The organism is Comamonas sp. Y33R10-2, from assembly GCF_019355935.1.
In the GTDB taxonomy this organism is placed as follows: Bacteria; Pseudomonadota; Gammaproteobacteria; order Burkholderiales; family Burkholderiaceae_C; genus Comamonas.
The window spans coordinates 2,706,106-2,730,451 of the sequence record NZ_CP079925.1 but is presented as its reverse complement, the minus strand read 5'-3'; the positions used below and the strand labels follow the sequence as shown (position 1 = coordinate 2,730,451).

The 24,346-nt window shown below is 57.3% G+C and carries 22 protein-coding genes and 1 tRNA gene; 13 read left to right on the top strand and 10 right to left on the bottom strand.

Annotation, left to right across the window (positions count from 1 at the left end):
• The first annotated feature begins 90 nt into the window (after positions 1-90).
• A complete protein-coding gene (locus KUF54_RS12150; RefSeq protein ID WP_255576445.1) occupies positions 91-999 on the top strand; it encodes a PPK2 family polyphosphate kinase in 909 nt (302 codons plus the stop codon).
• Between the two features lie 27 nt (positions 1,000-1,026).
• Here KUF54_RS12150 and KUF54_RS12145 read toward each other — a convergent pair whose 3' ends face one another.
• Together KUF54_RS12145 and KUF54_RS12140 are read right to left on the bottom strand one after the other, a co-directional pair.
• Positions 1,027-1,536, bottom strand: coding sequence for a nuclear transport factor 2 family protein (locus KUF54_RS12145; protein ID WP_255576068.1), 510 nt, complete (start codon positions 1,534-1,536; stop codon positions 1,027-1,029).
• A 206-nt stretch (positions 1,537-1,742) separates the two neighbouring features.
• The gene (locus KUF54_RS12140) at positions 1,743-2,666 is read right to left on the bottom strand and encodes a fumarylacetoacetate hydrolase family protein (RefSeq protein ID WP_219343077.1); all 924 of its coding nucleotides are present in this window, start codon (positions 2,664-2,666) and stop codon (positions 1,743-1,745) included.
• A 209-nt stretch (positions 2,667-2,875) separates the two neighbouring features.
• On the opposite strand from KUF54_RS12140, the gene KUF54_RS12135 reads away from it, so the two are divergent.
• On the top strand, positions 2,876-4,183 hold the full coding sequence (locus KUF54_RS12135) for a Glu/Leu/Phe/Val dehydrogenase (RefSeq protein ID WP_219343076.1): 1,308 nt from the start codon (positions 2,876-2,878) through the stop codon (positions 4,181-4,183).
• A 166-nt stretch (positions 4,184-4,349) separates the two neighbouring features.
• Here KUF54_RS12135 and KUF54_RS12130 read toward each other — a convergent pair.
• Positions 4,350-4,426: transfer RNA gene (locus KUF54_RS12130), tRNA-Met, on the bottom strand.
• A gap of 177 nt (positions 4,427-4,603) precedes the next feature.
• On the opposite strand from KUF54_RS12130, the gene radA reads away from it, so the two are divergent.
• From radA to KUF54_RS12090, 8 genes are all read left to right on the top strand, one after another.
• A complete protein-coding gene (radA, locus tag KUF54_RS12125) occupies positions 4,604-5,989 on the top strand; it encodes a DNA repair protein RadA (protein ID WP_219343075.1) in 1,386 nt (461 codons plus the stop codon).
• A gap of 180 nt (positions 5,990-6,169) precedes the next feature.
• A complete protein-coding gene (locus KUF54_RS12120; RefSeq protein ID WP_219343074.1) occupies positions 6,170-6,613 on the top strand; it encodes a glycerate kinase in 444 nt (147 codons plus the stop codon).
• Between the two features lie 89 nt (positions 6,614-6,702).
• Entirely contained in the window at positions 6,703-7,641 is a 939-nt protein-coding gene (locus KUF54_RS12115; RefSeq protein WP_219343073.1) for a branched-chain amino acid transaminase, read from the top strand.
• A 75-nt stretch (positions 7,642-7,716) separates the two neighbouring features.
• The gene (locus KUF54_RS12110; protein WP_219343072.1) at positions 7,717-7,926 is read left to right on the top strand and encodes a zinc-finger domain-containing protein; all 210 of its coding nucleotides are present in this window, start codon (positions 7,717-7,719) and stop codon (positions 7,924-7,926) included.
• Between the two features lie 75 nt (positions 7,927-8,001).
• Positions 8,002-9,078 (top strand): glycosyltransferase, encoded by a 1,077-nt coding sequence (locus KUF54_RS12105; RefSeq protein WP_219343071.1) that lies wholly within the window; start codon positions 8,002-8,004, stop codon positions 9,076-9,078.
• Positions 9,079-9,122: 44 nt separating this feature from the next.
• Positions 9,123-10,388, top strand: coding sequence for an O-antigen ligase (locus KUF54_RS12100; protein WP_219343070.1), 1,266 nt, complete (start codon positions 9,123-9,125; stop codon positions 10,386-10,388).
• A complete protein-coding gene (locus tag KUF54_RS12095) occupies positions 10,385-11,389 on the top strand; it encodes a glycosyltransferase family 2 protein (RefSeq protein WP_219343069.1) in 1,005 nt (334 codons plus the stop codon). The genes KUF54_RS12100 and KUF54_RS12095 overlap by 4 nt, the downstream gene beginning before the upstream one ends.
• 4 nt (positions 11,390-11,393) lie before the next feature.
• The gene (locus KUF54_RS12090; RefSeq protein WP_219343068.1) at positions 11,394-12,359 is read left to right on the top strand and encodes a glycosyltransferase family 32 protein; all 966 of its coding nucleotides are present in this window, start codon (positions 11,394-11,396) and stop codon (positions 12,357-12,359) included.
• A 51-nt stretch (positions 12,360-12,410) separates the two neighbouring features.
• Here the strand turns inward: KUF54_RS12090 and KUF54_RS12085 are convergent, their stop codons facing one another.
• From KUF54_RS12085 to KUF54_RS12075, 3 genes are all read right to left on the bottom strand, one after another.
• Positions 12,411-13,631 carry an ATP-binding protein gene (locus tag KUF54_RS12085; RefSeq protein ID WP_219343067.1) on the bottom strand — a complete coding sequence of 407 codons (1,221 nt, stop codon included), beginning with the start codon at positions 13,629-13,631 and terminating at the stop codon, positions 12,411-12,413.
• A complete protein-coding gene (locus KUF54_RS12080) occupies positions 13,631-14,380 on the bottom strand; it encodes a response regulator (RefSeq protein ID WP_219343066.1) in 750 nt (249 codons plus the stop codon). The genes KUF54_RS12085 and KUF54_RS12080 overlap by 1 nt, the downstream gene beginning before the upstream one ends.
• 123 nt (positions 14,381-14,503) lie before the next feature.
• Positions 14,504-15,889 (bottom strand): MFS transporter, encoded by a 1,386-nt coding sequence (locus tag KUF54_RS12075; RefSeq protein WP_219343065.1) that lies wholly within the window; start codon positions 15,887-15,889, stop codon positions 14,504-14,506.
• Positions 15,890-15,960: 71 nt separating this feature from the next.
• Here KUF54_RS12075 and KUF54_RS12070 point away from each other — a divergent pair, with 71 nt between their 5' ends.
• From KUF54_RS12070 to KUF54_RS12060, 3 genes are all read left to right on the top strand, one after another.
• Positions 15,961-16,656 carry an AraC family transcriptional regulator gene (locus tag KUF54_RS12070; protein WP_219343064.1) on the top strand — a complete coding sequence of 232 codons (696 nt, stop codon included), beginning with the start codon at positions 15,961-15,963 and terminating at the stop codon, positions 16,654-16,656.
• Positions 16,657-16,728: 72 nt separating this feature from the next.
• Positions 16,729-17,646 (top strand): DMT family transporter, encoded by a 918-nt coding sequence (locus KUF54_RS12065; RefSeq protein ID WP_219343063.1) that lies wholly within the window; start codon positions 16,729-16,731, stop codon positions 17,644-17,646.
• Positions 17,647-17,682: 36 nt separating this feature from the next.
• Positions 17,683-18,516: a M48 family metallopeptidase gene (locus KUF54_RS12060; RefSeq protein WP_219343062.1), complete on the top strand. Its 834-nt coding sequence runs from the start codon at positions 17,683-17,685 to the stop codon at positions 18,514-18,516.
• A gap of 4 nt (positions 18,517-18,520) precedes the next feature.
• Here the strand turns inward: KUF54_RS12060 and KUF54_RS12055 are convergent, their stop codons facing one another.
• From KUF54_RS12055 to KUF54_RS12040, 4 genes are all read right to left on the bottom strand, one after another.
• Positions 18,521-18,994: a PaaI family thioesterase gene (locus tag KUF54_RS12055; RefSeq protein ID WP_219343061.1), complete on the bottom strand. Its 474-nt coding sequence runs from the start codon at positions 18,992-18,994 to the stop codon at positions 18,521-18,523.
• Positions 18,995-19,099: 105 nt separating this feature from the next.
• Positions 19,100-20,614: an acetyl-CoA hydrolase/transferase family protein gene (locus tag KUF54_RS12050; RefSeq protein ID WP_219343060.1), complete on the bottom strand. Its 1,515-nt coding sequence runs from the start codon at positions 20,612-20,614 to the stop codon at positions 19,100-19,102.
• Positions 20,615-20,847: 233 nt separating this feature from the next.
• Positions 20,848-22,170: a solute carrier family 23 protein gene (locus tag KUF54_RS12045; RefSeq protein WP_219343059.1), complete on the bottom strand. Its 1,323-nt coding sequence runs from the start codon at positions 22,168-22,170 to the stop codon at positions 20,848-20,850.
• Positions 22,171-22,418: 248 nt separating this feature from the next.
• On the bottom strand, positions 22,419-24,326 hold the full coding sequence (locus tag KUF54_RS12040) for a radical SAM protein (RefSeq protein WP_219343058.1): 1,908 nt from the start codon (positions 24,324-24,326) through the stop codon (positions 22,419-22,421).
• Between the last annotated feature and the right edge of the window lie 20 nt (positions 24,327-24,346).

Below are 24,346 nucleotides of genomic sequence, written 5' to 3'. Positions count from 1 at the left end.
CCGCCCAAGCCAGCCGTCGCTGCAGCAGCACCAACAGCGAAGACGAATAAAGAGACAAAGACAGAGACGAAGCGGGAGAAGGAGTCGCAGATGCAGACGCCAGCGCAGACTCAAAGCGTCTACCCCTTCGAGATTCAAAACAAGGCGCTACGCAAACTCTGGGAGCAGTGGCAACCAGGTCAGCCCTTAGATAGTCGCATCGACTCAGCGCCTTCATCGACACAGGTCGATTTGAAAAAATTTGACCCGTCAGCCAAGCCTTTTTCATCCGATAAAGGCAAACAACACGACAAAGACCGCGTGCTGCAACTCGCCACCGAGCTCGATAGTTTGCAGAACATTTTTTATGCCGACCGCAGCTTCAAGCTACTGGTGATCTTGCAAGGCATGGACGCTGCAGGCAAAGACGGCACGCTGCGCGGCGTGTTCGGTCAGATGACGCCGCTGGGCGTGCGCACCGTGGGCTGGAAGGCTCCGACCGAGGTGGAAAAGGCGCACGACTATCTATGGCGCATTCACCAGCAGGTGCCCAATGCAGGCGAGGTCGTGGTCTTCAACCGCAGCCAGTACGAGGATGTGCTGGTGCCCGTGGTCAATGGGTTCATCAGCCCCGAGCAGCAAACGCAGCGCTACGCCCAGATCAATGACTTCGAGCGCATGCTCAGCGAGACGGGGACTGTCATCCTCAAGTTCATGCTGCACATCAGCAAAGACGAGCAGCGCGAGCGCCTGCAAGAGCGGCTAGATGACCCGTGCAAGCACTGGAAGTTTGATGAAAACGACCTGAAGGTGCGCGCCCAGTGGGATGACTACCAGCAAGCCTATGCGCAACTGCTGGCGGCCACGCATACACCTTGGGCACCGTGGACCATCGTGCCTGCCGATTCAAAGACGCACCGCAACCTGATGATCGCCACCATGGTGCGCGAGGTACTGAGCAATCTGGATTTGAAGTACCCGCCCGGTGCACCTGCGCTTGAAAAAATCAAGGTGAAGTAGGCCCGCCGCGACCGCGGTTCATGTCCGTCAGGACTGGCCCTGAGTCAGACTGGCGGACTGATACACGTCGTAGTGCTCGGTCGTCACGCCGCTGACGGCTTTTTCCAGCCGATGCTTCATCAACCAGCGGCCCTGCACACGCTGATAGCGCACATCGTAATAACCCAGCACCGTGCGCTGGCCAAAATATTGTGCCGACGCGTTGAATAGGCCATGCCACTGGAAATGCACGCGCGCTTGCGCCGTGCCGCCATCAATCTGCAGACGCGGCAGGTGCATGAAGTGCAGGCCTTTGTAGAACGCGTCCACCTGCGTGCAAAAGGCATGTAGTTCCTCTCGGCCCGAGTGAACCAGCCGCGGCCCCTGACCCACCGCTGCCAGGTCAAACACGCCGTCTTCCGTAAAGACTGCCGCCCAGCCCGCGGCATCGCCCGCATCCCAGGCTCTGGCGTACTCCGCCTCCAGATCCATGATTTCCAAGCGCGCCTCGGCCAGATCCAGTCTTTGCTGCAATGCAGCGATTGCGGTTTCGCTCACTCTTTGAACTCCCTCTTGACGATCAAGCGCTCAATTGGAGAGTTCTTTGGCTGATTCACATCTCCGGAATTACCTGCTTTTCAAAAAGGAGCTGCTGTCACAGTATGGCTGCCGTTTTTTAATCAAAACAGGTTCACCTCAAGTAAATGCAAGCGCTTGCCGCTATGAAATCAGAAGTTCTCAAAAAGCATTCAGCGCTGCTTTGTTTAAAACTGCCAGCCCAGCTGACCCAAGCCTTCAAACTTCATCTCAAAGCGGTCACCGGCATTCAGTGGCATGCAGCCGCACCAAGTGCCCGTGGTGACCACCGTGCCTGCGGGCACGCTGCCGTATTCCCGTGCCACGTGTTGCAGCCAATCCACCAGCAGCCAGACCGGATCGCCCAAGCTATGCGTGCCGGTAAAACGCTGCGGCTCGCCGCCATTCACGCTCACAGTGCATAGCTGCTTGGCCCAGTTGCGCCCAGCGATGATGGATGCAGGCAGCCATTCGCCCAGCGCCAAGCCGCCGTGACACTGACCGTCCGCCAGCAAAGCCAGCGCTGGCGCTTTGAGGCCATCGCGCCAGCGCACGTCCACCCATTCCACGGCCACAGTCACGCCATCGACCAGTGCTAGCGCGCTGTCGTAATCCAACGCGGCAGCTTGTTCAGCGCTGACGTCTTGACCAAGGCGCAGGGCGATTTCTGCCTCTGCACCGCGCAGGTTAAAGACGGCTTCAGGCACAGGTGCTAGTGCCACGCCTTGGTGAATACCGTTCTCGGGCAGGGGCACATGCAGCAAGGCTGCGTCGCGGCTAGGGCCGCCGGACTTCCAGTAGCGCGGCGCGCGGTCTGCCGGCCACCAATCCCAAGTGCGGGCCAGTGCGCTTTGCACGGCGCGGGCATCCGCTTCGCTGGCGATCAGCGGCGCCACATCCGCGCCCAGCGCTTGCGGCTCGCCCAGCTTGCGCGACCACCACAGCGCATCGGCTGAGGCGTAGCAATCTTCAGGCAGAGCGGGCCACAGCAGCTTCCAGTCAGGCAGCACTTCTTCTTGGTCTTGCAATTCGGGGGCAAGGCCTATGGGCGGGGTGTTGGCAAATAGTGCCGGGCCGTTCAAGCCGCTATTGCTATCTTTGTTTTCAGACATGGTGGGCATGATGTCAAATTTCGTATTTCCATGTCGCAAATCCAGAACTCTGAGAGGCTAGCTCCGGATTTATTGGTGCTATGCAAAAAACGCATAAGGCATTTCGCATCAAGCCTTGGACAGGAAAACCCGCTGCGCGCACACTGCAAAGTCCAGATAGAAAGAGCTCACAAAGCGCTTTCTCACCTTCAGTCAACGAGGCCTTCACCATGCAAGCCAAAGACTCCTCCGCGTCCCCCTCGGGACATGTGCTGCCCTCTTACCTCAATGCCGATCACGTCGGTCCTTGGGGCAACTACCTCCAGCAGGTAGATCGGGTCACTCCGTACCTCGGTTCGCTGGCCCGCTGGGTTGAGACGCTCAAGCGCCCCAAGCGCATCTTGATCGTGGACGTTCCCATCGAGCTGGACAACGGCACAATCGCCCACTTTGAAGGCTACCGCGTGCAGCACAACTTGAGCCGCGGCCCCGGCAAGGGCGGTGTGCGCTTTCACCAAGATGTGACGCTATCGGAAGTGATGGCACTGTCGGCTTGGATGAGCATCAAGAACGCTGCAGTAAACGTGCCTTATGGCGGTGCCAAAGGCGGTATTCGCGTGGACCCGCGCAAGCTATCCAAAGGTGAGTTAGAGCGCCTGACGCGCCGCTACACCAGCGAAATCGGCTTACTGATTGGCCCCACCAAGGACATCCCCGCGCCGGACGTGAACACCAACGGCCAGATCATGGCTTGGATGATGGACACCTATTCCATGAACACCGGCGCTACGGCGACCGGCGTGGTGACAGGCAAGCCAGTGGACTTGGGCGGCTCACTGGGTCGCGTTGAGGCCACAGGCCGCGGCGTGTTTACCGTCGGTATTGAAGCAGCCAAGCTTAGCGGCCTGACCATTCAGGGCGCACGCGTGGCGGTACAAGGCTTTGGCAATGTGGGTGGCACCGCAGGCAAGCTGTTTTCCGAGGCTGGCGCCAAGGTGGTGGCTGTGCAAGATCACACCGGCAGCATCTACAACGCAGCAGGCTTTGATGTGAATGCACTGCTAGAGCATGTGCAAAAGAACGGCGGCGTGGGCGGCTTTAGCGGTGGCGAAAGCATGGACAACCAAGCTTTTTGGGGCGTGGATTGCGAAATCCTGATCCCTGCGGCACTGGAAAGCCAAATCACCAAAGACAACGCAGACCAGATCAAAGCCAAGCTGGTCATCGAAGGCGCCAACGGCCCCACCACGCCGGAGGCCGACGACATCCTGACTGCCAAGGGTGTGTTGGTGTTACCCGACGTGATTGCCAACGCCGGCGGCGTAACGGTGAGTTACTTTGAGTGGGTGCAAGATTTCTCCAGCTTCTTCTGGAGCGAGGACGAGATCAACGCCCGTTTGGTGCGCATCATGCAAGAGGCCTTTGCCGGCGTCTGGGCTGTGGCGCAGGAAAACAAGGTGTCGCTGCGCACTGCCACCTTCATCGTGGCCTGCAAGCGCATCTTGCATGCGCGTGAAATGCGCGGACTTTACCCATAAGCTCCCCCTGAGGCGCTTTGCGCCTTCCCCCTCTCTGGAGCTTTGCTCCGGAGGGGGACGACACCCTCGGTGCGCGGCGGCGCTTCCTCGGTGTCCCTGGATTTGGTTGTGGCGGTTTTTGCCGCCACAACGAAAAAAGCCTTCTGTTTCCAGAAGGCTTTTTTGATGGTTGCGAGGGCCGGATTTGAACCAACGACCTTTGGGTTATGAGCCCAACGAGCTACCAGACTGCTCCACCTCGCGTTAATCTTTTCAACACAGTGTCTGTGTCGATGGATGAATTGTAGCGCACTTATTTGCCTCATGCGAAGAAGTTATAAAAAACTTCCGTATTAATGGTTATTCGCTCTAATATTTGTCGTCGGCTTACAGGTAAGCGCTGGCAATTGGGGGCTAAGGCTGTCGGTATAGTTGCCGACCATGGCCAAAGAGAAAACCACCTTCACCTGCAATGCTTGCGGCGGCACCAGCCCGCGCTGGTTGGGTAAATGCCCTAGCTGCGCAGCTTGGAACACGCTGATTGAAACCGTGGCCGAGTCCGCATCGGGCGGCAAGAACCGCCTGAGCCAGCCTCAGGGTTACGCAGGTCTGGCCAATGCCCAGCCGGTCACACCTCTATCAGCCATTGAGGCGCAAGACGTTGCCCGCACCCCCAGCGGTATTGAGGAGCTGGACCGTGTGCTGGGCGGCGGCGTGGTGGAGGGCGGCGTGGTGCTGATTGGTGGCGATCCGGGAATTGGTAAGTCCACACTTCTTTTACAGGCCTTGGATGCTTTACACCGCATTGGCCTGCCCACGCTGTATGTGACGGGCGAGGAAAGCGGCGCACAAGTAGCGCTGCGCTCACGCCGGCTGGGGCTGGATAACAGCCAGGTCAATGTGCTGGCTGAGATTCAGCTGGAAAAAATTCTGGCTACCTTGGAAGCAACTCAGCCTTCAGTGGTGGTCATTGACTCGATTCAAACCGTTTATTCCGATCAGCTTTCGTCTGCACCCGGCTCTGTGGCCCAGGTGCGTGAATGCGCGGCCCACCTGACGCGAGCGGCTAAAACCACGGGCATCACCATTATTTTGGTAGGCCACGTGACCAAGGATGGCGCGCTGGCAGGCCCCCGCGTGCTGGAGCACATGGTGGACACGGTGCTGTACTTTGAGGGCGATACACATAGCAACTTCCGTCTGGTGCGCGCCATCAAGAACCGTTTTGGGGCGGTGAACGAGATTGGCGTTTTTGCCATGACGGAAAAAGGCCTCAAAGGCGTAACCAACCCCAGCGCCATCTTTTTAAGCCAGCACAGCGAACCCGTGCCAGGCAGCTGCGTGATGGTGACGCTGGAAGGCACACGCCCATTGCTGGTAGAGATTCAAGCGCTGGTAGACCAAGGCGGCCCGCAGGCGCGCAGGCTGTCTGTGGGTTTAGACAAGGATCGCCTTGCCATGCTGCTGGCCGTGCTCAACCGCCATGCGGGCGTGGCCTGCGCTGATCAAGATGTGTTCGTCAACGCTGTGGGCGGTGTACGCATCAATGAACCGGCGGCTGACTTGGCAGTGATGTTGGCGATCACTTCCAGTTTGCGCGGCAAATCGCTGCCTAAAGGATTTATCGCATTTGGCGAGGTCGGGTTGGCAGGCGAAGTGCGCCCCGCACCCCGCGGACAAGAACGTTTGAAGGAAGCAGCCAAGCTAGGATTCACCGTCGCCGTTGTCCCCAAAGCCAATGCACCTAAGAAGCCTATCCCCGGCCTGACCATCCATGCCGTGGAACGCGTCGATGAAGCGATGAACATCGTTCGAGGTATTACTTGATATTGTTTTGATAGCTGCTTGTGAGCGGATTTCATACGATATCCCATAAAAACGAGTCAAAGTCATTGATTTCAAAGCAGTAGCGCTATTGTTTTTGATATTTCTTAAAACTCTTCTGGCTTCACAGGCATACGCACTCCCCGCAAGCGCCGAGCCACCCCCACGTAAGACAATAAACCCATGAATTTGCGCAATATTTTGGTTCCCGTTGGCTTGATCGTGCTGATGATCGCGGCCTTTAACTCTGCCGGCTGGCCCGGTGTTGCGGCTGTGGCAGGCGGCATTCTGATGTGGGGGTTGCTGCACTTCACACGCTTGATGTCCATCATGAAAAAGGCCGCAGACCGCCCTATCGGCTACGTGGGCAGCGCGGTGATGCTCAGCGTCAAGCTCAAAGCAAAGGTGCCGCTGGTGCATGTGGTGGCCATGACTCGCTCGCTAGGCCAGCGTCTGTCAGAAGAAAATGCGTCTCCTGAAATCTATCGCTGGACCGACGGCACCAACTCCCATGTGACCTGCGAATTTGTGAATGGCCGCCTGATGAAGTGGGAGCTGAAACGCCCTGAGCAAACGGATGATGCTGCCCTGAGCGCACCTGATACAAGCACCCAGACGCCGACTTAAACCACCCTCTAGAATGGTTGCTTCAGGAGACAAGCGCCACCGCTTTAATCACGCTGGCGACCGCTGACAACCCACTAGAGGATGGTGATATGAGCCCTGTGATTCCCTCAATGTCCGACCGCGACGGCAAGATCTGGATGGATGGCCAACTGGTGGACTGGCGCGACGCCAAAATCCATGTGTTGAGCCATACGCTGCACTACGGCTGCGGCGCCTTTGAAGGCGTGCGCGCCTATGAGACGGAGCAAGGCACGGCCATCTTCCGCCTAGAAGATCACACCAAACGCCTGTTCAACAGCGCCAAGATTCTGCGCATGCAGATCCCGTTCACCCATGAGCAGGTGAATCAGGCGCAGGTCGATGTGGTCAAGGCCAACGCCCTCAAGTCCTGCTATCTGCGCCCGCTGACCTGGATTGGCGACCGCAAGCTGGGCGTTTCGCCCAAGGGCAACACCATCCACTTGATGGTGGCGGCCTGGGCCTGGGGCGCCTATCTGGGCGAAGAAGGCATGCAGCGCGGCATTCGCACCAAGATATCCAGCTTCACCCGCCACCATGTGAACATCACCATGAGTCAGGCCAAGGCGGTGAGCAACTACACCAACTCCATTTTGGCCAACACCGAGGCGCTGGACGACGGCTACGACGAAGCGATCCTGCTGGATGCCTCAGGCTTTGTGTCCGAAGGCTCGGGCGAGAACATCTTTGTCATCAAAGACGGCGTGGTCTATACCCCCGACCTCTCAGCCGGCGCACTCAACGGCATCACCCGCAACACCGTGCTGCATATCTGTAAGGACTTGGGTCTGGAAGTGGTGCAAAAGCGCATCACGCGCGATGAGCTGTATATCTCGGACGAACTGTTCTTCACCGGCACTGCCGCCGAAGTCACGCCCATCCGCGAGGTGGACCGCATCCAGATCGGCGCCGGCCAGCGCGGCCCGATCACCGAAAAGATTCAAACGGCCTACTTTGACATCGTCAACGGCCGCAACCCAAAGTACGCACACTGGCTCACCAAGGTGTGACAATTGCACTCTCTGAGCGGCCTAGCCATCGTCAGAGCAGAGACATCATTGAAAATCACGAGAAAGATACGAGAAATGACCACGAACGCCGCCGTCGAACTGGCCGCCAAAGACTTGAACGCCCAAGGAGGCGTGTTCTGCCCCAGCCCCAAGGCCGATATGAAGCTGTGGAACAGCCACCCCAAGGTCTACCTCGACGTTGCCAAAACCGGTGCCGCCAAGTGCCCCTATTGCGGGACTGTTTACCGTTTGAAGGCGGGCGAGGTGTTTGCTGGCGGGCATTGAGCTTTGAAATTCTGAACACCTGGTAGTTCTGTAAGCTGCCAGGTGTTTTTCATTCCTGGAATCAAAATCGTATCCATGCGCATCCTACATTTCGTCACCGGCGGTTTTTCCGGCGCTACCCAAGTTGCCATAGACCTCTGCATGGCCGCATTGAAAGAGCCGGGGTACGAGGTTTTGCTGGTCTTAAGGCGCAAGCCCAGCACCGATGAGGCGAAGATCGATGCCTTACGCCAGCAAGGCCTTCAGGTGCGCGTTGTGTCAAACTGGATTCATGCCGTCACGGTCTGGGAACTGCGAAAAGTCATTCGCGGCTTTAAACCAGATGCTGTGTTCGCACATGGATTCAGCGACCATATTTGGGGCCGTAGAGCTGCCGTCGCGGAAGGCGTGCGCCGCATCCTCCATGTCGAGCACAACACCCGCGAGCGCTATACCGCGCGTCGCCTAAAGCAAGCTCAGGCTTTGATGCCCTATACAGAGGCTTGTATTGGTGTTTCTGAAGGCGTTCGAACCAGTCTCATTGAACGAGGTTTTGATCCAGCCAAATGCATTGCCATTCCGAATGGCATTGACTTGGAACGCTTTCCTGACTCCATTATCAAACCATGGGATGAGCGTGAGCCTGCAATCATCATGGCATCGCGGTTTGCCAGGCAAAAGGATCATTCGACATTGATTCAGGCCCTTGCGCTGCTAAAAAACCAAGGCATGAAGCCGACGCTCTACCTCGCAGGTGGCGGCAAGAGCAGTCTGCAAAGAAAAGCACACGCTTTGGTTACCCAACTAGGCTTGCAGGAGCAGGTTCAATTTTTAGGTAATGTCTCAGACCTCCCCCAACGTCTAGGTGCCATGCAGATTTTCGTGCTTTCCACACATTGGGAAGGGATGCCTTTGGCTCTGGTTGAAGGTATGGCCGCCGGATGCGCTTGCGTGGTGTCGGATGTAATTGGAGCGCGCGAGGTTGTCGAGCCTGATGTCAATGGTCTAAGGGTTGCGCAAAGTGATGCCTCCGCAATGGCAACAGCCATACATAGCCTGCTGACCAAGCCAGCCTTTGCCAGCAATCTGGGGCTGCTAGCTCGTCAGCATGCGATTTCCACCTATAGCCGTGCACACATGTGGGCTGCTTATCGAACCTTGATTTCGGCCTAATACACAAATTCTGATGCCTGCATTGCATCAAAAATTGTCTCTCTATGCACCCTAAGAATTTCGCCGAACACCTCACATCGCTCGCTGCTTTTTTGCTGCCTGGGCTCGCACTCTGGATTCGCTCCGGCCCTTCTTATGGAGCAGCCTTGCTACTGATCGGCACGCTGGTATTCATACCGCGCTGGATCAAGGTTAGGCCGGCTCCCGGTACTTGGGCATTAGCTGCAGTCTTGCTATGCATGGCCATACTTTGGTATGAACTAACAACGCAGCAGGATATCCAAAGGCTGGATCGCCCAGTTAAATGGGCGCTGGGTGCGTTGTGCCTGTTCTATGCGGCAGCGAATCCCCCACGTGCCTCCTCATTTTTTTGGGGCCTGCCGATTGGCTGCATTGGCATGGGATTTCTAGCTTTATGGCAGATTTATGGTCAAGGCATGTGGCGCGCTACAGGGTATACCAACGCCATTCCGTGGGGTGACACGGCCTTGCTGTTGGCCTGCTTCACAGGCGTTCATACTGTCATTTTCTGGCGAGAACGCCTCTTGCCCTGGCGACTTTTACATGTTGTCGCTATTGTGGCCGGTCTCAGTGCTTCAATGCTTTCTCAGTCTCGCGGTGGTTGGCTTGCTCTAGTCTTGGCAATACCTTTGCTCGTACTCGTTGCATGGCGCTTACATGCAGATTTTCTGCCAAAGCTTCTTATGCTGCTTGGCGGCGTGGTACTGGTCTTCGCGCTGACCATTTTCAGCGTTCCGCATTTACGAGCCCATGCCAATAAAGCGGTGCATGAAATCACCCAGTACTTCCAAAGTAATGAAGTCAACACCTCATTAGGTATTCGATTAGAGCAATACCGTATGGCCTTTGACCTGATTCCCGAGAAACCCTTGCTAGGTTGGTCACGGCAAGGTTTTGAGCAAGAAACGGAGCGCCGCGTTGCAACGGGTCTGTATCACCCCGCTCTACTCGGGTACAGGGATTACATCCACAACGAATTATTGGATAGCTGGGTCAAAACTGGAGTACTTGGAGCGATGGTGCAGCTCGCACTCTATTTCGTTCCACTATGGCTCTTTTGGCCATCCTCTCGTCGCATGTCATCTGTACTACCGATCGAAAAATGGCGACAAGTTCTCTCTTTGCGCCTGATGGGATGCTTGATGAGTGTGATGCATCTGGGCTTTGGTATGACCATGCCGTACTTCGCCCACAACAGTGGAACGGTTTTCTTTATTTTTTGCATGGTCTGCCTGTGGGCTGCATTGCAGGGGCTAGAAAAAGCGAATCACGATGAGGTACGTGCATGACATGGCTCAGCATACTGGTGCCGGTTTACAACGTTGAGCCATATCTAGAAGAGTGCCTTGAATCGATCATGAGCCAAGCCGGGCAAGACGTGGAGGTCATTGTTCTCGATGATTGCTCCACCGATAACTCTTGGCTTGCGATGCAAAAGTTGGGGCAACGTTGGCCCGGGCGTTTAAAGCTACTTCAGCACAGCAGCAACGCAGGCCTTAGTGCGGCCCGCAACACCATGCTTGAAGCCGCACAAGGGCAGTACCTTTGGTTTATCGATTCAGATGACAAGCTGCTACCTGGCTGCGTGAGTGCCTTGAAAAATATTGTTCATACGCATGCACCCGACGTAGTTCTGTGCGATTTTTCCGTCTGGCGAGAAAAGTCCAGATTGAAACACCGCATGCGAGGAGAGCTTCACCGCCGCACCTTCCGAGGAGCAGCGCAACATCTTCAAACCGACAATTCAGGGCTCCTTGCTGGTCTGCTTGCAACGGGTCAGATGCATGCATGGTCAAAAATATCTAAGCGATCTCTATGGGGTAGCTCGTTGCGCTTTCCCCCAGGTCGTTATTTCGAGGACTTGATGACCATGCCTTTGCTGACTCTTCGTTGTCAAAGCTATTACTACTGTGCCACGCCATGGGTTGCCTACCGCCAGCATTCCACCAGCATTCTTTCAACGATGAACTTACGCAAAGCAAGCGACCAGTCCGCTTCATTGATCGGTTTTTCGCAGTCTTTGGGCATCACGCCCTTGTCGCAAAACTCAGCTTTAAAAATGGCCTGGGCTCAACAATGCGCACGCAACTTCATCGGAGCCATGCGCTTTCTGGCTCGTCGTGAGAATCAATTATCAGACGCTGAAAGAGCAGCAGCGGCTCAGCAATTCAGAGCGGATTTTGAGCAATCATCGCCCTACTCTTTGCTTGAGCTGCAGCAACAATATTTTTATAAAGGCTGGTGGTTGCGAGCCCTTAAGCTTCGCGGCTGGACCAACTGGAAAAAATAGCACGATGGATTCTCTGACGCCGAAAACTCACGGTGAACTATGGTTAGCTCGGTGGATCACCCGCTTTTACAAACTCAAACCACGCAAGCTGGAAGAAAGTCCGATCCAGCAATTCACTCGTTACGACATTGGCGGCTCTACAGCGGCGCATACAGGCTCGATCCCCCGCATCATCTGGGCTTACTGGAATGCAGCGGAACTCCCTGCGCTTGTGCAGCGCTGTGTAGACAGCTGGGCTTTTTTTAATCCCGGCTTCAGCATTCGTGTGCTCAATCAAGCCCAGCTTGGTGAATATATTTCAGAGCTTCCGGCGCTTTTTCACGAATTACCGGTGCCCAAGCAATCGGATTGGATTCGATTGGAGTTATTGCGTCTTCATGGGGGAATTTGGCTGGACGCAAGCACGATTCTTACGCAGTCGCTCAACTGGGTGCTCGAAGAACAGCAAAGAACACAGGCCGAATTTATTGGCTATTTTTTAGGAAAGTTCACCACGCAACCTGACTGCCCCGTCGTTGAAAATTGGTTTATGGCGGCGCCGCCAGCCAGTGCCTTCATCACGGATTTGCATAAGGAATTTTCAGAGCAAGTCATCACGAGGACTAATTCAGACTACATCTCCTATCTGCAAGATCGCAAGGTGTATGAAAAAGTTCTTCAAAATATCGACGACCCCCACTACCTTAGCCAGCACCTCGCCATTCAGCATGTTCTACACAGCGAAAAGTCTTACCGGCTTTGCCTTGCGAGAGCCGAAGACGGGCCTTTCTTCCTTCATGTGCATGGGGACTGGCGACGCACTCCGTTCAAGCTTCGATTGCTGTTTTCACGCTTGCAAGGCTCGCCCGTTCCATTAATCAAGTTTCGAGGCCCTGACCGTAAACGCATCAATCTATATCTGGAGCGCAAGCTTTATGTGAAAGATAGCGTTGCGCAGCGCTATTTGGTCGACCTTCACGCTCAAAAATAAAACGTGCCTCAGAACTGAGGCACGTTTTCACTCACGGCTCTACCCAGACGATCAGCCCAGCGGCAGCTCAATCACAAAGCTGGCGCCCGTTTGTCCATCGGAGCGGTCTTCACAGCGAACCGTACCGCCATGTCGCTCGGCAATCGATCGCACCAGCGACAGGCCCAGGCCTACGCCGCCAGAGCGTTCGCTGGCACCGGGCAGGCGGTAGAACTTCTCGAAGATGCGTTCGCGCTGTGCTTCGGGTACGCCCGGGCCGTGATCTTCGACTCGAATCAGCGCCATATTGCCGCGCTTGGCAAGCGACAACGTGATCTCACCTTCGCTGTAACGGCGGGCATTCTCAAGCAGATTACGCACGGCTCGGCGCAGCAGTTTGGCGATGCCTTGGACCTCTAAAGATCCATCCGTGTGCATATCTAGATCTGCTTCAATACGCGCACATTCTTCGGCAGATAGGCCGATCAAATCGACAGATTCCACGGTGCCTACATCGGCCTCGCTAGAATCCAAGCGGCTCGCCAGCAAGATTTCATCTACCAGCTGATCGAGCTCGGTGATATTGCGCTGAATCTCGACCTTGGCACGTGCGCTAGCTGGATCATTGCCCATGAACTCCAAACCCATCCGGATGCGCGTCAGCGGAGAGCGCAGCTCGTGAGAAGCATTGGCGAGCAAGGATTTGTGCGATGTCATCAAGGTCTCGATACGCTCAGCGGCTGCATTGAACTGGTGAGCCAGATCAGCCACTTCATCGTGGCCATGCTCGGGCACACGTACCGATAGATCACCTTCACCAAAACGCTTTACGCCGCGCTGCAGGGTTTCAAGGCGCTTGAGCAAGCGGCGAATGATGGGGAAGACTCCCACAATCACGGCCACGCCGACTAAACCCAGCATCCACAAAAAGCCAAAGGGTGGACGCAGCCAAAAAGCGACAGCGCCATCGCGCGGCGGTGGGCGGCCTTCGCGCCATTCGCGCGGGGCCATCCACAGCTCATACGTTTTTCCGTCCTTGGCGGCAATTTCAAAGCGCACACCGTCTACCGGCGAGCCAGAAATACGGTTGCCGCGCCCTTCGACCAGAACATCACCATCGGGCCCGTGCAGCACCATCTCACGCGATGGCGGTGTGGCAGCGCTTTGCACACGCTGCTCTTCGGCCATATTCCATGCCCAAGCTACGCACAGCGTCAACACGGCCACGCCAATCACCACGGCTAGCCAGATACGCAGGTAAAGGCGCTGAGAGAAGATGTGCAGCAACTTCATCAGTCTTGTTGCTTGGCAAAAACATAGCCCACACCACGCACCGTCAAAATGCGCTTGGGAGCTTTGGGGTCGGCCTCAATCGCGGCGCGGATGCGGCCCATGTGGACGTCAATGGAGCGGTCAAAGGCCTCTAACTCGCGGCCTCGCACCGCCTCCATGATCTGGTCGCGGGTTAGCACACGGCCTGCTCGCTCTGCCAAGGCCACCAGCAAGTCAAACTGGTAAGACGTCAGATCTGCCACCTGATCGCCCACGGCGACAGTGCGCGCGTCGCGGTCAATTTCTAGGCCGCCAAAACGCATAACAGCAGTGGCAGGCGCAGCCTGACTTTCACTACCCTTGCGGCGCAAGATAGCGCGGATGCGGGCCAGCAGCTCGCGCGGCTCAAAGGGTTTTGGCAGGTAGTCGTCAGCGCCCAGCTCTAGCCCGATGATGCGGTCCATGGGGTCGCCCTTGGCGGTCAGCATCAGCACGGGTACTTGACCGGCAGCACCGGGGATGGCGCGAATTCGGCGGCAAACTTCAAGGCCGTCCATATCGGGCAGCATCAAGTCCAAAATCACCAGATCAGGCTGCTCTGGCGAGCTGCCATCTGCCGGCTGCAATTGGTCTAGACCGCTTTTGCCGTCCGCCTTATGGATCACGTCCAGGCCGTTATTGCCCAAATAGTCGCTCACCATTTGCGCTAGGCGAACGTCATCCTCAATCATCAAAAGTTGGTGCGTGCTCATAGGGGGCAGTGTAGTCATGCTCGCGCCTTCATATTTCATCAAGGCTTCATGCTGGGGCACGCAGATGACCTGCTCTTGTCTGGCACGTAAAGTTGGGTAAACCGAGAAACTATAAAAACGATAGCTAAAAGTCAATATATTTCAATGGCTAGATCCCATTTTCACCCTTGAAGCTAAAGCAATCAGCAGCAGGACGGGGAAGCCCATGAGAGCCGTGGTTTGGAAAAATGCCTCGTAGCCATAGGCATCGACAAACATGCCTGAGTAGCCGCCCAACCATTTGGGCGCGAGCAGCATCATGGAGCTAAACAGCGCGTATTGCGTGGCTGAGTACTGCACATTGGTCAGACCCGAGAGGTAGGCGATGAAGGCGGCTGAAGCAATGCCGCCCGCCAAATTGTCAGCACTGACCACCCAGATTAAGGCCGATACATCGTGGCCACGCGTGGCCAGCCAAGCAAACAGCAAGTTGGTGCCGGCCGACAAAATGGCGCCCAGCATCAACACACGCATCACGCCCCAGCGCACGGCCATGACGCCGCCGACAAAGCCGCCTAGTAGCGTCATGATGACGCCAAACATTTTGGTGACCGCCGCCACCTCTTCCTTGGTGTAGCCCATGTCTACATAGAAGGGGTTGGCCATATTGCCCATAACCACATCACTTACGCGATACAGGCCAATCAGCGCCAGCAGCAGCAGCGCCTGCCAACGGTAACGTTTGATGAAGTCTGCAAACGGGGAGATCAACGCGCCTTGAATCCACTCAGCTGCGTTGCGCGCTGCCGGCATGGGGCGGGCCTCAGGCTCGGGCGAGAACAGCACCGTAATCATGCCCACCAACATGCTGGCCGCCATCACGGTATAGGCCACATGCCAAGCCTGCACCACATAGCCCTGCGCTTCTCCTTGCACCTTGGCTGCCACCCACAGCACGCCTGCGCCAGCCCAAATCATGGCCAAGCGATAACCGGTCTGATAGGTCGCGGCCAGCGCGGCTTGGTCATCCACCTTGGCCGATTCGATGCGGTAGGCATCGAGGGCAATATCTTGCGTGGCCGAGCCAAACGCCACCAGCACCGCGCAGATCACCAGCGGTTGCAAGGCTTGCTGGGGGTCCATAAAAGACATTGCCAGCAACCCAGCCGCAACCAGCAACTGCGAAAACAACAACCAACTGCGGCGGCGACCCAGCAGTCTGGTGGCGATCGGTAAAGGCAAGCGATCGACCAAGGGCGACCAGACCCATTTGAAGGCGTAAGCCAGCCCCACCCAGCTCAAAAATCCGATCGTGCTGCGGTCAATACCCGCCTCGCGCAGCCAAAAGCTCAAAGTGCCAATTACCAGCAGCAGGGGCAAGCCCGCTGAGAAGCCCAAAGCCAGCATACGCAAGCTAGCGGGTTGGGCGTAGACCTTAATGGCCTGAGCCCAACTGCGCTTGGACTTGATGACGACATCTGCGGAGGAGGAGCTGCTGTTGGTTTGGGTCGACTCGGTCATGGTCTGATTCTTTAAGGCAATCGGCATTATCGGTTGCCCGTGCGTTGGGGGTCGCGCTACCATCGACTGACGCGCCCTCAGCCCTCAATTGTTGACCCATGATTTGCCACACCGCACACACGCATGCAGCGCTTGACGAGGCACAAACCTCGGTGCGCAGCTACAGCGGTGAGCATCAAGCCCATGCTCACGGCTATGCGCAGATTTTGTTTGCGCTGCAGGGCCGTATGGAGCTGGAAGTGGGCGGCAGGCCCAGCTTTGTAGATGGTGCCTGCGGCATGGTCATCCCTGCCGGCACAGACCACGGTTATCTGGCCCCGCCGCAAACGCAAGTACTGGTGATTGATGTCCCCATGGCGCCGGGGCTGGACAAGCTGCGCCGCTTTGCCGTGCCGCCGCCGCTGCGCTACCCCCAATCGAGCTTGTCAGCAGCTGCGCAAATGGCCTTGGTGCTGCAAGCCCCAACCCTGCTGCAACGCCGGGGGCTGGATATGCAATGGCTGCAGCATCGGGTGCAAGCTGCGCTGCATGAAAGCTGGCCCACAGCACGGCTAGCAACGTTGATGCATTTGAGCGTGGCACAATTCCATACACGCTTTGTAGAACTGGTGGGCACCACCCCGCAAGACTGGTTGCGCAGCCTGCGCCTTGATGCTGCCGTGCAGCAACTCAAGCAAGGCACAGCGTTGGAGGCTACGGCCCTGCGCTGCGGTTATGCATCAGCCAGCGCACTGGCCTATGCGCTGCGGCGCGATAGAGGTGTGACATCGCGCCAGTTGCGTGAGCAGCGCTGATCTAGCCACCGCATTCACCACAAGCGTTTTTCGATAGTTGCTGCAGTTGCGCCAGCGCATGATGGTGCTCTCATGTCATCTCAAGCCACACTCTCTTCTCCCGCCACCAGCGCCTCATTCGCCCCCATAGGTCTGGTGCTGGCGGCAGCCATGCTCTGGGGCACCACGGGCACGGCCCAGCACTTTGCACCGGCGCAGCTCTCACCTTACTGGGTGGGCGGCCTACGCATGGTCATGGCAGCGTTGTTCTTTGTCGCACTTGCGATGGTGATGGACAAAGGCCACCGCTCATCCCCGCTGCGCTGGGGTCGCGTGCTGTTTTGCGGGCTGTGCATGGCCGTCTACAACCTCAGCTTTTTCGCAGGCATCAAAGCCTGTGGCGTCGCGCTAGGCACGGCGTTGGCGATTGGCAGCGGCCCTATCTGGGCAGGGCTGATGCAGGCGATAGTGCAAAACCGCATGCCCAGCCCGCAGTGGTGGCTGGGCACTTGCATCGGCGTGGGTGGCGGCATTGTCATGGCGCTGGCTGCAACCGACCCGCAAAACCTGCCTTGGGGCGGTATGGCGCTGTGCCTGCTGGCGGGGCTGTCCTATGCCGCCTATGCGCTGGTGAACCAAGCGCTGGTGATGCAAGCCCGTGTGGCCACAGTCAATGCCTGGGTGTTTGGCTGCGCCGCGCTAATGTCGCTACCCTTTGCCGCTTGGCTAGGCGGCCCATTACAGACCAGCGCCAGCGGCTGGGTTGTGGTTATCTATCTGGGCATGGTCACCACAGGTTTCGCCTATTTGCTGTTCTCCATAGGCTTGCGCAGCATGTCCGCAGCCACGGGAGTGGCACTGAGCAAGGCAGAGCCGATTACTGCCTTTGCCCTGTCTTTGCTGATCGTGGGTGAACGCCCGCAATGGTGGTCGGTGCTGGGTCTTTTGGGCGTGATTGGCGGCCTGTGGCTGGTGGTGCAAGCCGAGAGAAAATCTACGGAAAATATCTGACTTTTAGTGAGGTTCGGCTCGCATAAACTTGGGCGTATGCAAGCCATCCCCTCCTTCCTGCGCCACTCCGTTACTCGCAACTACCTGCTGCTAACACTTGCCTGCACTGCGCTAATACACACGCCAGCACAAGCTCAAGTGGATGTGGGAAAGTCATCCATGATGCGCCAACTGGTGCCCGCTGAAACGCTTGAAAATTCAGCCACCCAGCAGTACCAAGAATTGCTGCAGCAAGCCAAGGCCAAAGGGGCGCTCGCCGACAGCAACAATGCCCAACTGCAACGCCTGCGCAGCATTGCGCAACGCCTCATTCCACATGCTGTGCAGTGGAATCCGCGTGCCAGCCAGTGGCGATGGGAGGTCAACCTCATTGGCAGCAAGCAGATCAACGCTTTTTGCATGCCCGGGGGCAAGATTGCTTTTTACACCGGCATCATCGACCAGCTCAAGCTGACGGATGATGAAATCGCCATGATCATGGGGCATGAGATGGCACACGCATTGCGCGAGCATTCACGCGAGCAACTGGCCAAAAATCAGGCCACCAGCCTAGGCATATCGCTGGGCGCGCAACTGTTGGGACTTGGCGATATTGGCAGCACAGCAGCGCGCTTGGGCGGGCAGTTGCTGAGCCTTAAATTCAGCCGCAGCGATGAAAGCGATGCCGACTTGGTCGGCCTGGAGCTAGCCGCCCGCGCCGGCTACAACCCGCAGGCCTCCGTAAGCCTGTGGCGCAAGATGGGTGAAGCTACCGGCCAAAGCGGCGTGAGCTTTCTCTCTACCCACCCCACAGGTCCCAACCGCATACGCGAGCTTGAAGACAATGTGCCCCGCGTCACGGGCCTGTTCGAGCAAGCACGTAAGCGTTGAAGCGCTAGGCGACCCCGCCCAGAGACGCCACATCAAGGCGAGTATTTTTCGCAGCTTCAGGCGGCAAGATAGCCATGGTCAGACTGCAGTTGCAGGTCATTTTTCCGTCTTCATCGCGCAGTTCAATGCCCCACACATGGGTGGTTCGACCCAAGTGCACCGGTCGGGCAGTGGCCGTAATCCAGCTACCCTTGCGGCCTGCGCGCACATGATTGGCAGTCACGCTCAGGCCCACGCAGCGGTAGCCATCAGGAATGCTGCAGGCCGCAGCCATAGAACCCAATGTTTCGGCCAGCACCACGCTGACGCCGCCGTGCAAGATTCCATAGGGCTGGCAAGTGCGCTCATCCACATGAATGCGGGCGCAAACATACTCGTCACCGTATTCGGTGAACTCAATACCCAGGTGTGAAATTGCCGTGTTGGCACTGCCTGCGTTCAGTGCTTTCAAATCAAGCTCTCGGGTCCAGATCGCCATACCAGTCCTTGTTGTGCATGAAAAAAGGGCACTCCTTGCAGAGTGCCCTTTGATGCTATGGACTTGGCGGCGCAAAAGCTAGCACCAAGCGGACTATGTGCCCGGTCAGGCTCGCATGTCGCCCTTGTCCATGAAGCGCTGGTGCCAGCTCAGTGCCTCTGTCAGGATGTGCGGCGTGTGCTGCGCACCCTTGGCGCGTGCGCGGTCGAAGTAGTCTTGCAACTGGTCGCGGTAGTCGGGGTGGGCGCACTTGTCGATGATGACCTTGGCACGCTGCTTGGGCGACAGGCCGCGCAGATCAGCCAGACCTTGCTCGGTAACGATGATCTGGGTGTCATGCTCTGTGTGGTCCACATGCGAGCACATGGGCACGATGCAGCTGATCTTGCCTTCCTTGGCCACGGAAGGTGTGACGAAGAAGGACAGGTAGCCGTTGCGCGCAAAGTCACCCGAGCCGCCGATGCCGTTCATCATGCCTGTGCCCATGACGTGGGTGGAGTTGATGTTGCCGTAGATGTCGGCTTCGATCATCGAGTTCATGGCGATGATGCCCAAGCGGCGCACCAGCTCCGGGTGGTTCGAGATTTCTTGCGGGCGCAAGATGATGCGCTCGCGGTAAAAGTCGATGTTGTCTTCGAAGTCCTTGAAGGCCTTTCCAGACAAAGAAATAGAAGTTGCCGATGCCTTGCTCATCTTGCCCGAGCGCAGCAGGTCCAGCATGCCGTCTTGCAGTACTTCGGTAAAGCCCAGCAGGTTCTCAAACGGGCCCGTCAGCAGGCCTGCCAGCACGGCGTTGGCCACGTTGCCCACGCCAGACTGGATAGGCAACATTTCCTTGGGCAAACGGCCCATCTTCATCTCGTGTGCGAGGAAGTCGATGATGGACGCAGCAATGGTGTTGGACTGTGCATCGGGCGCAGCAAACACGTTGTCGCGGTCGCCCTTGCCGGTTTCCACCACGGCGATGACCTTGGAAGGGTCCACCTTCAGGTACTGCTCACCAATGCGCTGGTCAGCATGCGTCATGTTGATAGGCATGCGGCGTGGCGGGATGGCGGTGCCGTAGTAAATGTCGTGCATGCCTTCGAGCTTGGCGGACATCTTGGTGTTGACTTCGAGGATGACCTTGTCGGCAATCTCTAACCAAGTCTTGTTGTTCCCCACCGCGGTGGAAGGAATCAACAAACCATCAGCCGTAACGCCCACCACTTCGATCACGGCGATGTTCATCTGGCCCAAGAAGCCAAACCATGCGTGCTGCGCCACATGGGACAGGTGCATGTCGATGAAGTCGATATCACCGGTGTTGATGGCTTTACGGGCAGTCGGGTCGGTGTTGAAGGGCAGGCGCTGACCCAGCGCACCCGCTTCAGCCATCACGCCGTCGCATTCGGCGGCGGTGGATGCACCCGTCCACACATTAATCTTGTAAGGCTTGCCTTGAGCATGCTCGGCCTTGGCGCGCGCTGCGATGGCTGCGGGCAAGGCCTTGGGGTAGCCGGCTCCGGTAAAGCCGCTCATACCGACGTTAACGCCATGAGGAATCATGGCTGCGGCATCTTCGGCCGTCATGACGCGTGAGAGGAAATCCGGGAAACGTACGCGATCTGCGATGGTCATTGTCTGCTCCAAACTCAGAGAGCCCTTCCTCACACACAAGCCCAGCCCGCTCCAACAATGCTGTTTTCGTGGCTCATGCTAGATGCTTGGTCGGCAACTCTAAAAAAAACCGCCCGGGTAGGGCGGAGTGTCTCTAGAGATAAATGTTACCAGCGCGGTACATAATCATCGAGCAATTCCTCAATGGCCCCGCGCTGGTGTCAGGGGAATGTCCCCCGGTTACATGTTTGCACTCACTTAGCTTGTACCTGAGTTTCAGATTTGCGACCACCCAGGCTCAGCAAAGCGTACATGATGATGGCACCAAAGGTAGCCGTCCCGATGCCGCCCAGTGCGAACTCACCAAACTTCAGGGTGAATTCTCCTGTGCCCAAAATCAGAGTGATAGCGGCCACGATCAGGTTCTTGATGTCAGAGAAGTCCACCTTGTTGTCCACCCAGATCTTGGCGCCAGCAATGGCGATCAGACCGAAGACCACAATGGAGACGCCGCCCATCACAGGCAAAGGGATCGCCTGAATCAGCGCGCCAAACTTGGGGCTAAAGCCCAGCAGTACAGCCAATAAAGCCGCCACCAAGAACACGGCGGTGGAATAGATGCGGGTCGCTGCCATCACGCCAATGTTTTCAGCATAAGTGGTCACGCCGGTGCCGCCAGCAGCGCCGGAGACCATGGTCGCCACGCCGTCACCAATAAAGGCACGGCCCATGTACTGGTCTAGGTTCTTGCCAGTCATAGCTGTCACGGCCTTGATGTGGCCCAAGTTCTCGGCCACCAAAATAATGACGACAGGAACGATGAGCAGCATGGCATTGGTGCTGAACACAGGAGCATGCAAGCTAGGCAGACCAAACCATGCAGCGTTAGCCACACCGCTCAGGTCCACAGGCTTGCCCCAGCCCAAGACATTGGTGAACACGGCGTAGAGCACGCTCGCTGCCAGCAGACCGATCAAGATCAGCAAACGCTGCAGCATGCCGCGGGTGAACACTGCCACCAAGGCCACAGACATAAAGGTCAGCGCCTGCATCCACGACTCAAAGTTGTTGGATGCCATGTTCTTGACCGGAATGTGCGCCAAGTTCAAGCCAATCACGGCCACCACCGCACCGGTCACCACCGGGGGCATAAAGCGTTCAATCCAGCCGGTACCAATTACCTGCACCAACACGCCCACCAGCATGTAGACCAAGCCGCAGGCAATGATGCCGCCCAGCGCCACGCCGATATTGGCGTTGGCAGGGCCTTGGCTGGCCACGTAGCCGGTAGCAACGTTCACCACGCCAATAAAGGCGAAGGATGAGCCCAAGTAACTGGGCACCTTGCCGCCAGTGATCAAAAAGAAGATCAGCGTGCCGATACCGCTCATCAGCACCGCTAAGTTGGGGTCAAAGCCCATCAGGATGGGAGCCAGCACGGTGGAGCCAAACATGGCGATCACGTGCTGAATACCCATCAGGCCGGTCTGCCCCCAGGGCAGGCGCTCATCGGGGCCGATAACACCGCCGTTTTGTAATACATCGGACGACTTTTGCGTCCATTCAAACATTCCCATCCCATCTCTCCTTGGATATAAAACGGTGCAGATTATGGCAAGCAGTGCTTGCTTATGTCGCTACATAAGTGGCTGCGTAAGCACTTATGCCTATGTGCAGTGAATACCCCAGCACAGCAGCAAGTGGCGTGCCACAACCATTAACTAATAAATTCATAGCTACTAGTCAATTCAAATCAATGATTTCCGGCACAAATCATCGGTAAATCATTGATAAATATGGACTAAGCGCTATGAATTAAAAACTTCTACGACTGGCGCAAGGCGCGCTCAATGCGATCGCGCTTGACCGTTGTCTTGGGTACCTTGAACGGGAACCACATGCGCACATCCTCTTCAAGCCCAATACCGTGCATGAAGTTGTAGATGGCCTTTTTCAGTGCATCGCCCAAGGCATCGTGATCGACTCCCGTGGGGTCGATAAACGGGCGGTCGTTTTTGGCAAAGTCACCGGGCGGTAGCGGCGGCAGCTCAATGCCGTATTCCGCGGGATTGAGACCCACAGGAGAGTGCACGGTGCAGGTAAAGCGGTGGAAAAAGCCGCTTTGAATACAGCCGTTGAGAAACAACTGGCGCACATACTCCAGCGCGTCCACCGTGTCTTGCACGGTTTGCGTGGGAAAGCCGTACATCAAATAGGCGTGGACCAAAATGCCCGCATCAGCAAACGCCTTGGTGACGCGCGCCACTTGATCGACGGTGACGCCTTTTTTCATCAGCTCCAGCAGGCGGTCTGACGCGACTTCCAGACCGCCAGAGATGGCGATGCAGCCGCTATCGGCCATCAGCTCGGCTAGCTCGGGGGAGAAGGTTTTCTCAAACCGCACATTGCCCCACCAGCTAATGCCGGCGTTGCGTGCAATCAGCTCTTGCGACAGCGCCTTGAGTGCCTTGGGCGGCGCGGCTTCATCGACAAAGTGAAAACCGGTCTGGCCGGTTTCGGCCACGATGGCTTGAATGCGATCAGCCAGCACCTCGGCGCTAGCGCCTTCATAGCGGCCGATGTAGTCAAGGCTTACGTCGCAAAAGCTGCACTTCTTCCAGTAGCAGCCGTGGGCCACGGTGAGCTTGTTCCAGCGCCCGTCGCTCCACAGGCGGTGCATGGGGTTGAGCATGTCCAGCAGCGACAGGTATTTATCGAGCGGCAGGCCATCCCAAGTGGGGGTGCCGACTTCGGCGAAGGCAATGTCTGCCTCCATCATGTTGACGTACTGCACCTTGCCATCATCGCCGCGCACAAAGGTGCGCACCAAGCGCGACTTGCCGCGCTCGCCCTGCAAGTGCTCTAACAGCGCCAGCAAGGGGCGCTCACCCGCGTCTAGCGTCACAAAATCAAAGTAGTCGAAGACGCGTGACTCGCCCAGCTCGCGCAGCTCGGTGTTCACATAGCCGCCGCCCAGCACGGTGGTGATGTGCGGGTGCTGGGCTTTAATGGTTTGCGCAATGCGAAACGCAGCATAGACCGAGCCCGGGAAGGGCACGGACAGCAGCACCACGGTGGGCTGGTGGCGCTCAATGGCAGCCAGCGTCAGCGCGCTCAGCATGTCGTCCACCAAATTGGGGGCGGCGGCCAAGGCGTTGGCCAGTGGCTCAAACGTGGGCTGGCTGCCGGCCAGCGACTCGGCGTAGCGCACAAACTCAAAGCGCTCGTCCACCGCATCGCGCAGCACATCGGCCAGATCGTTCAGGTATAGCGTGGCCAGGTGCTTGGCTTTGTCCGTCAGGCCCAAAGCGCCAAAGGCCCAGCCCAGCGGGTCGCCGCCCTCTTCGTCCTCATACACATCCAGCGTGGCAAAACGCGGGCCTTCAGGCAGGTAGTGACGACCGGCAATGCGGTGCGCCAAGGTGCTGTCGCGCCCCTGCAAAAAGGCGATGACGGGGCCAATGGTGGCGAGGTAGCGCTCTTGCTGCTCTACAAACGACTGCACGGCAGGCGTGTGCTTTTTGGCAGGCAAGGCCTTGATGCGATCAGCCACGGCGCGCAGGCCCGTGGGTGACAGCAGTTGCAGCACCAGCGCCAGCGCCAGATCTTCTTGCACAGCGGCAATCCCACGCGAGCGCAAAAAGCCCGTGAGATAGGCGGTGGAGGGGTAAGGGGTGTTGAGCTGCGTCATCGGCGGGATGACGGCCAGCACGCGGGTGGGCAAAGCGGACATGAGGTGCAGGTCGTCGGCAA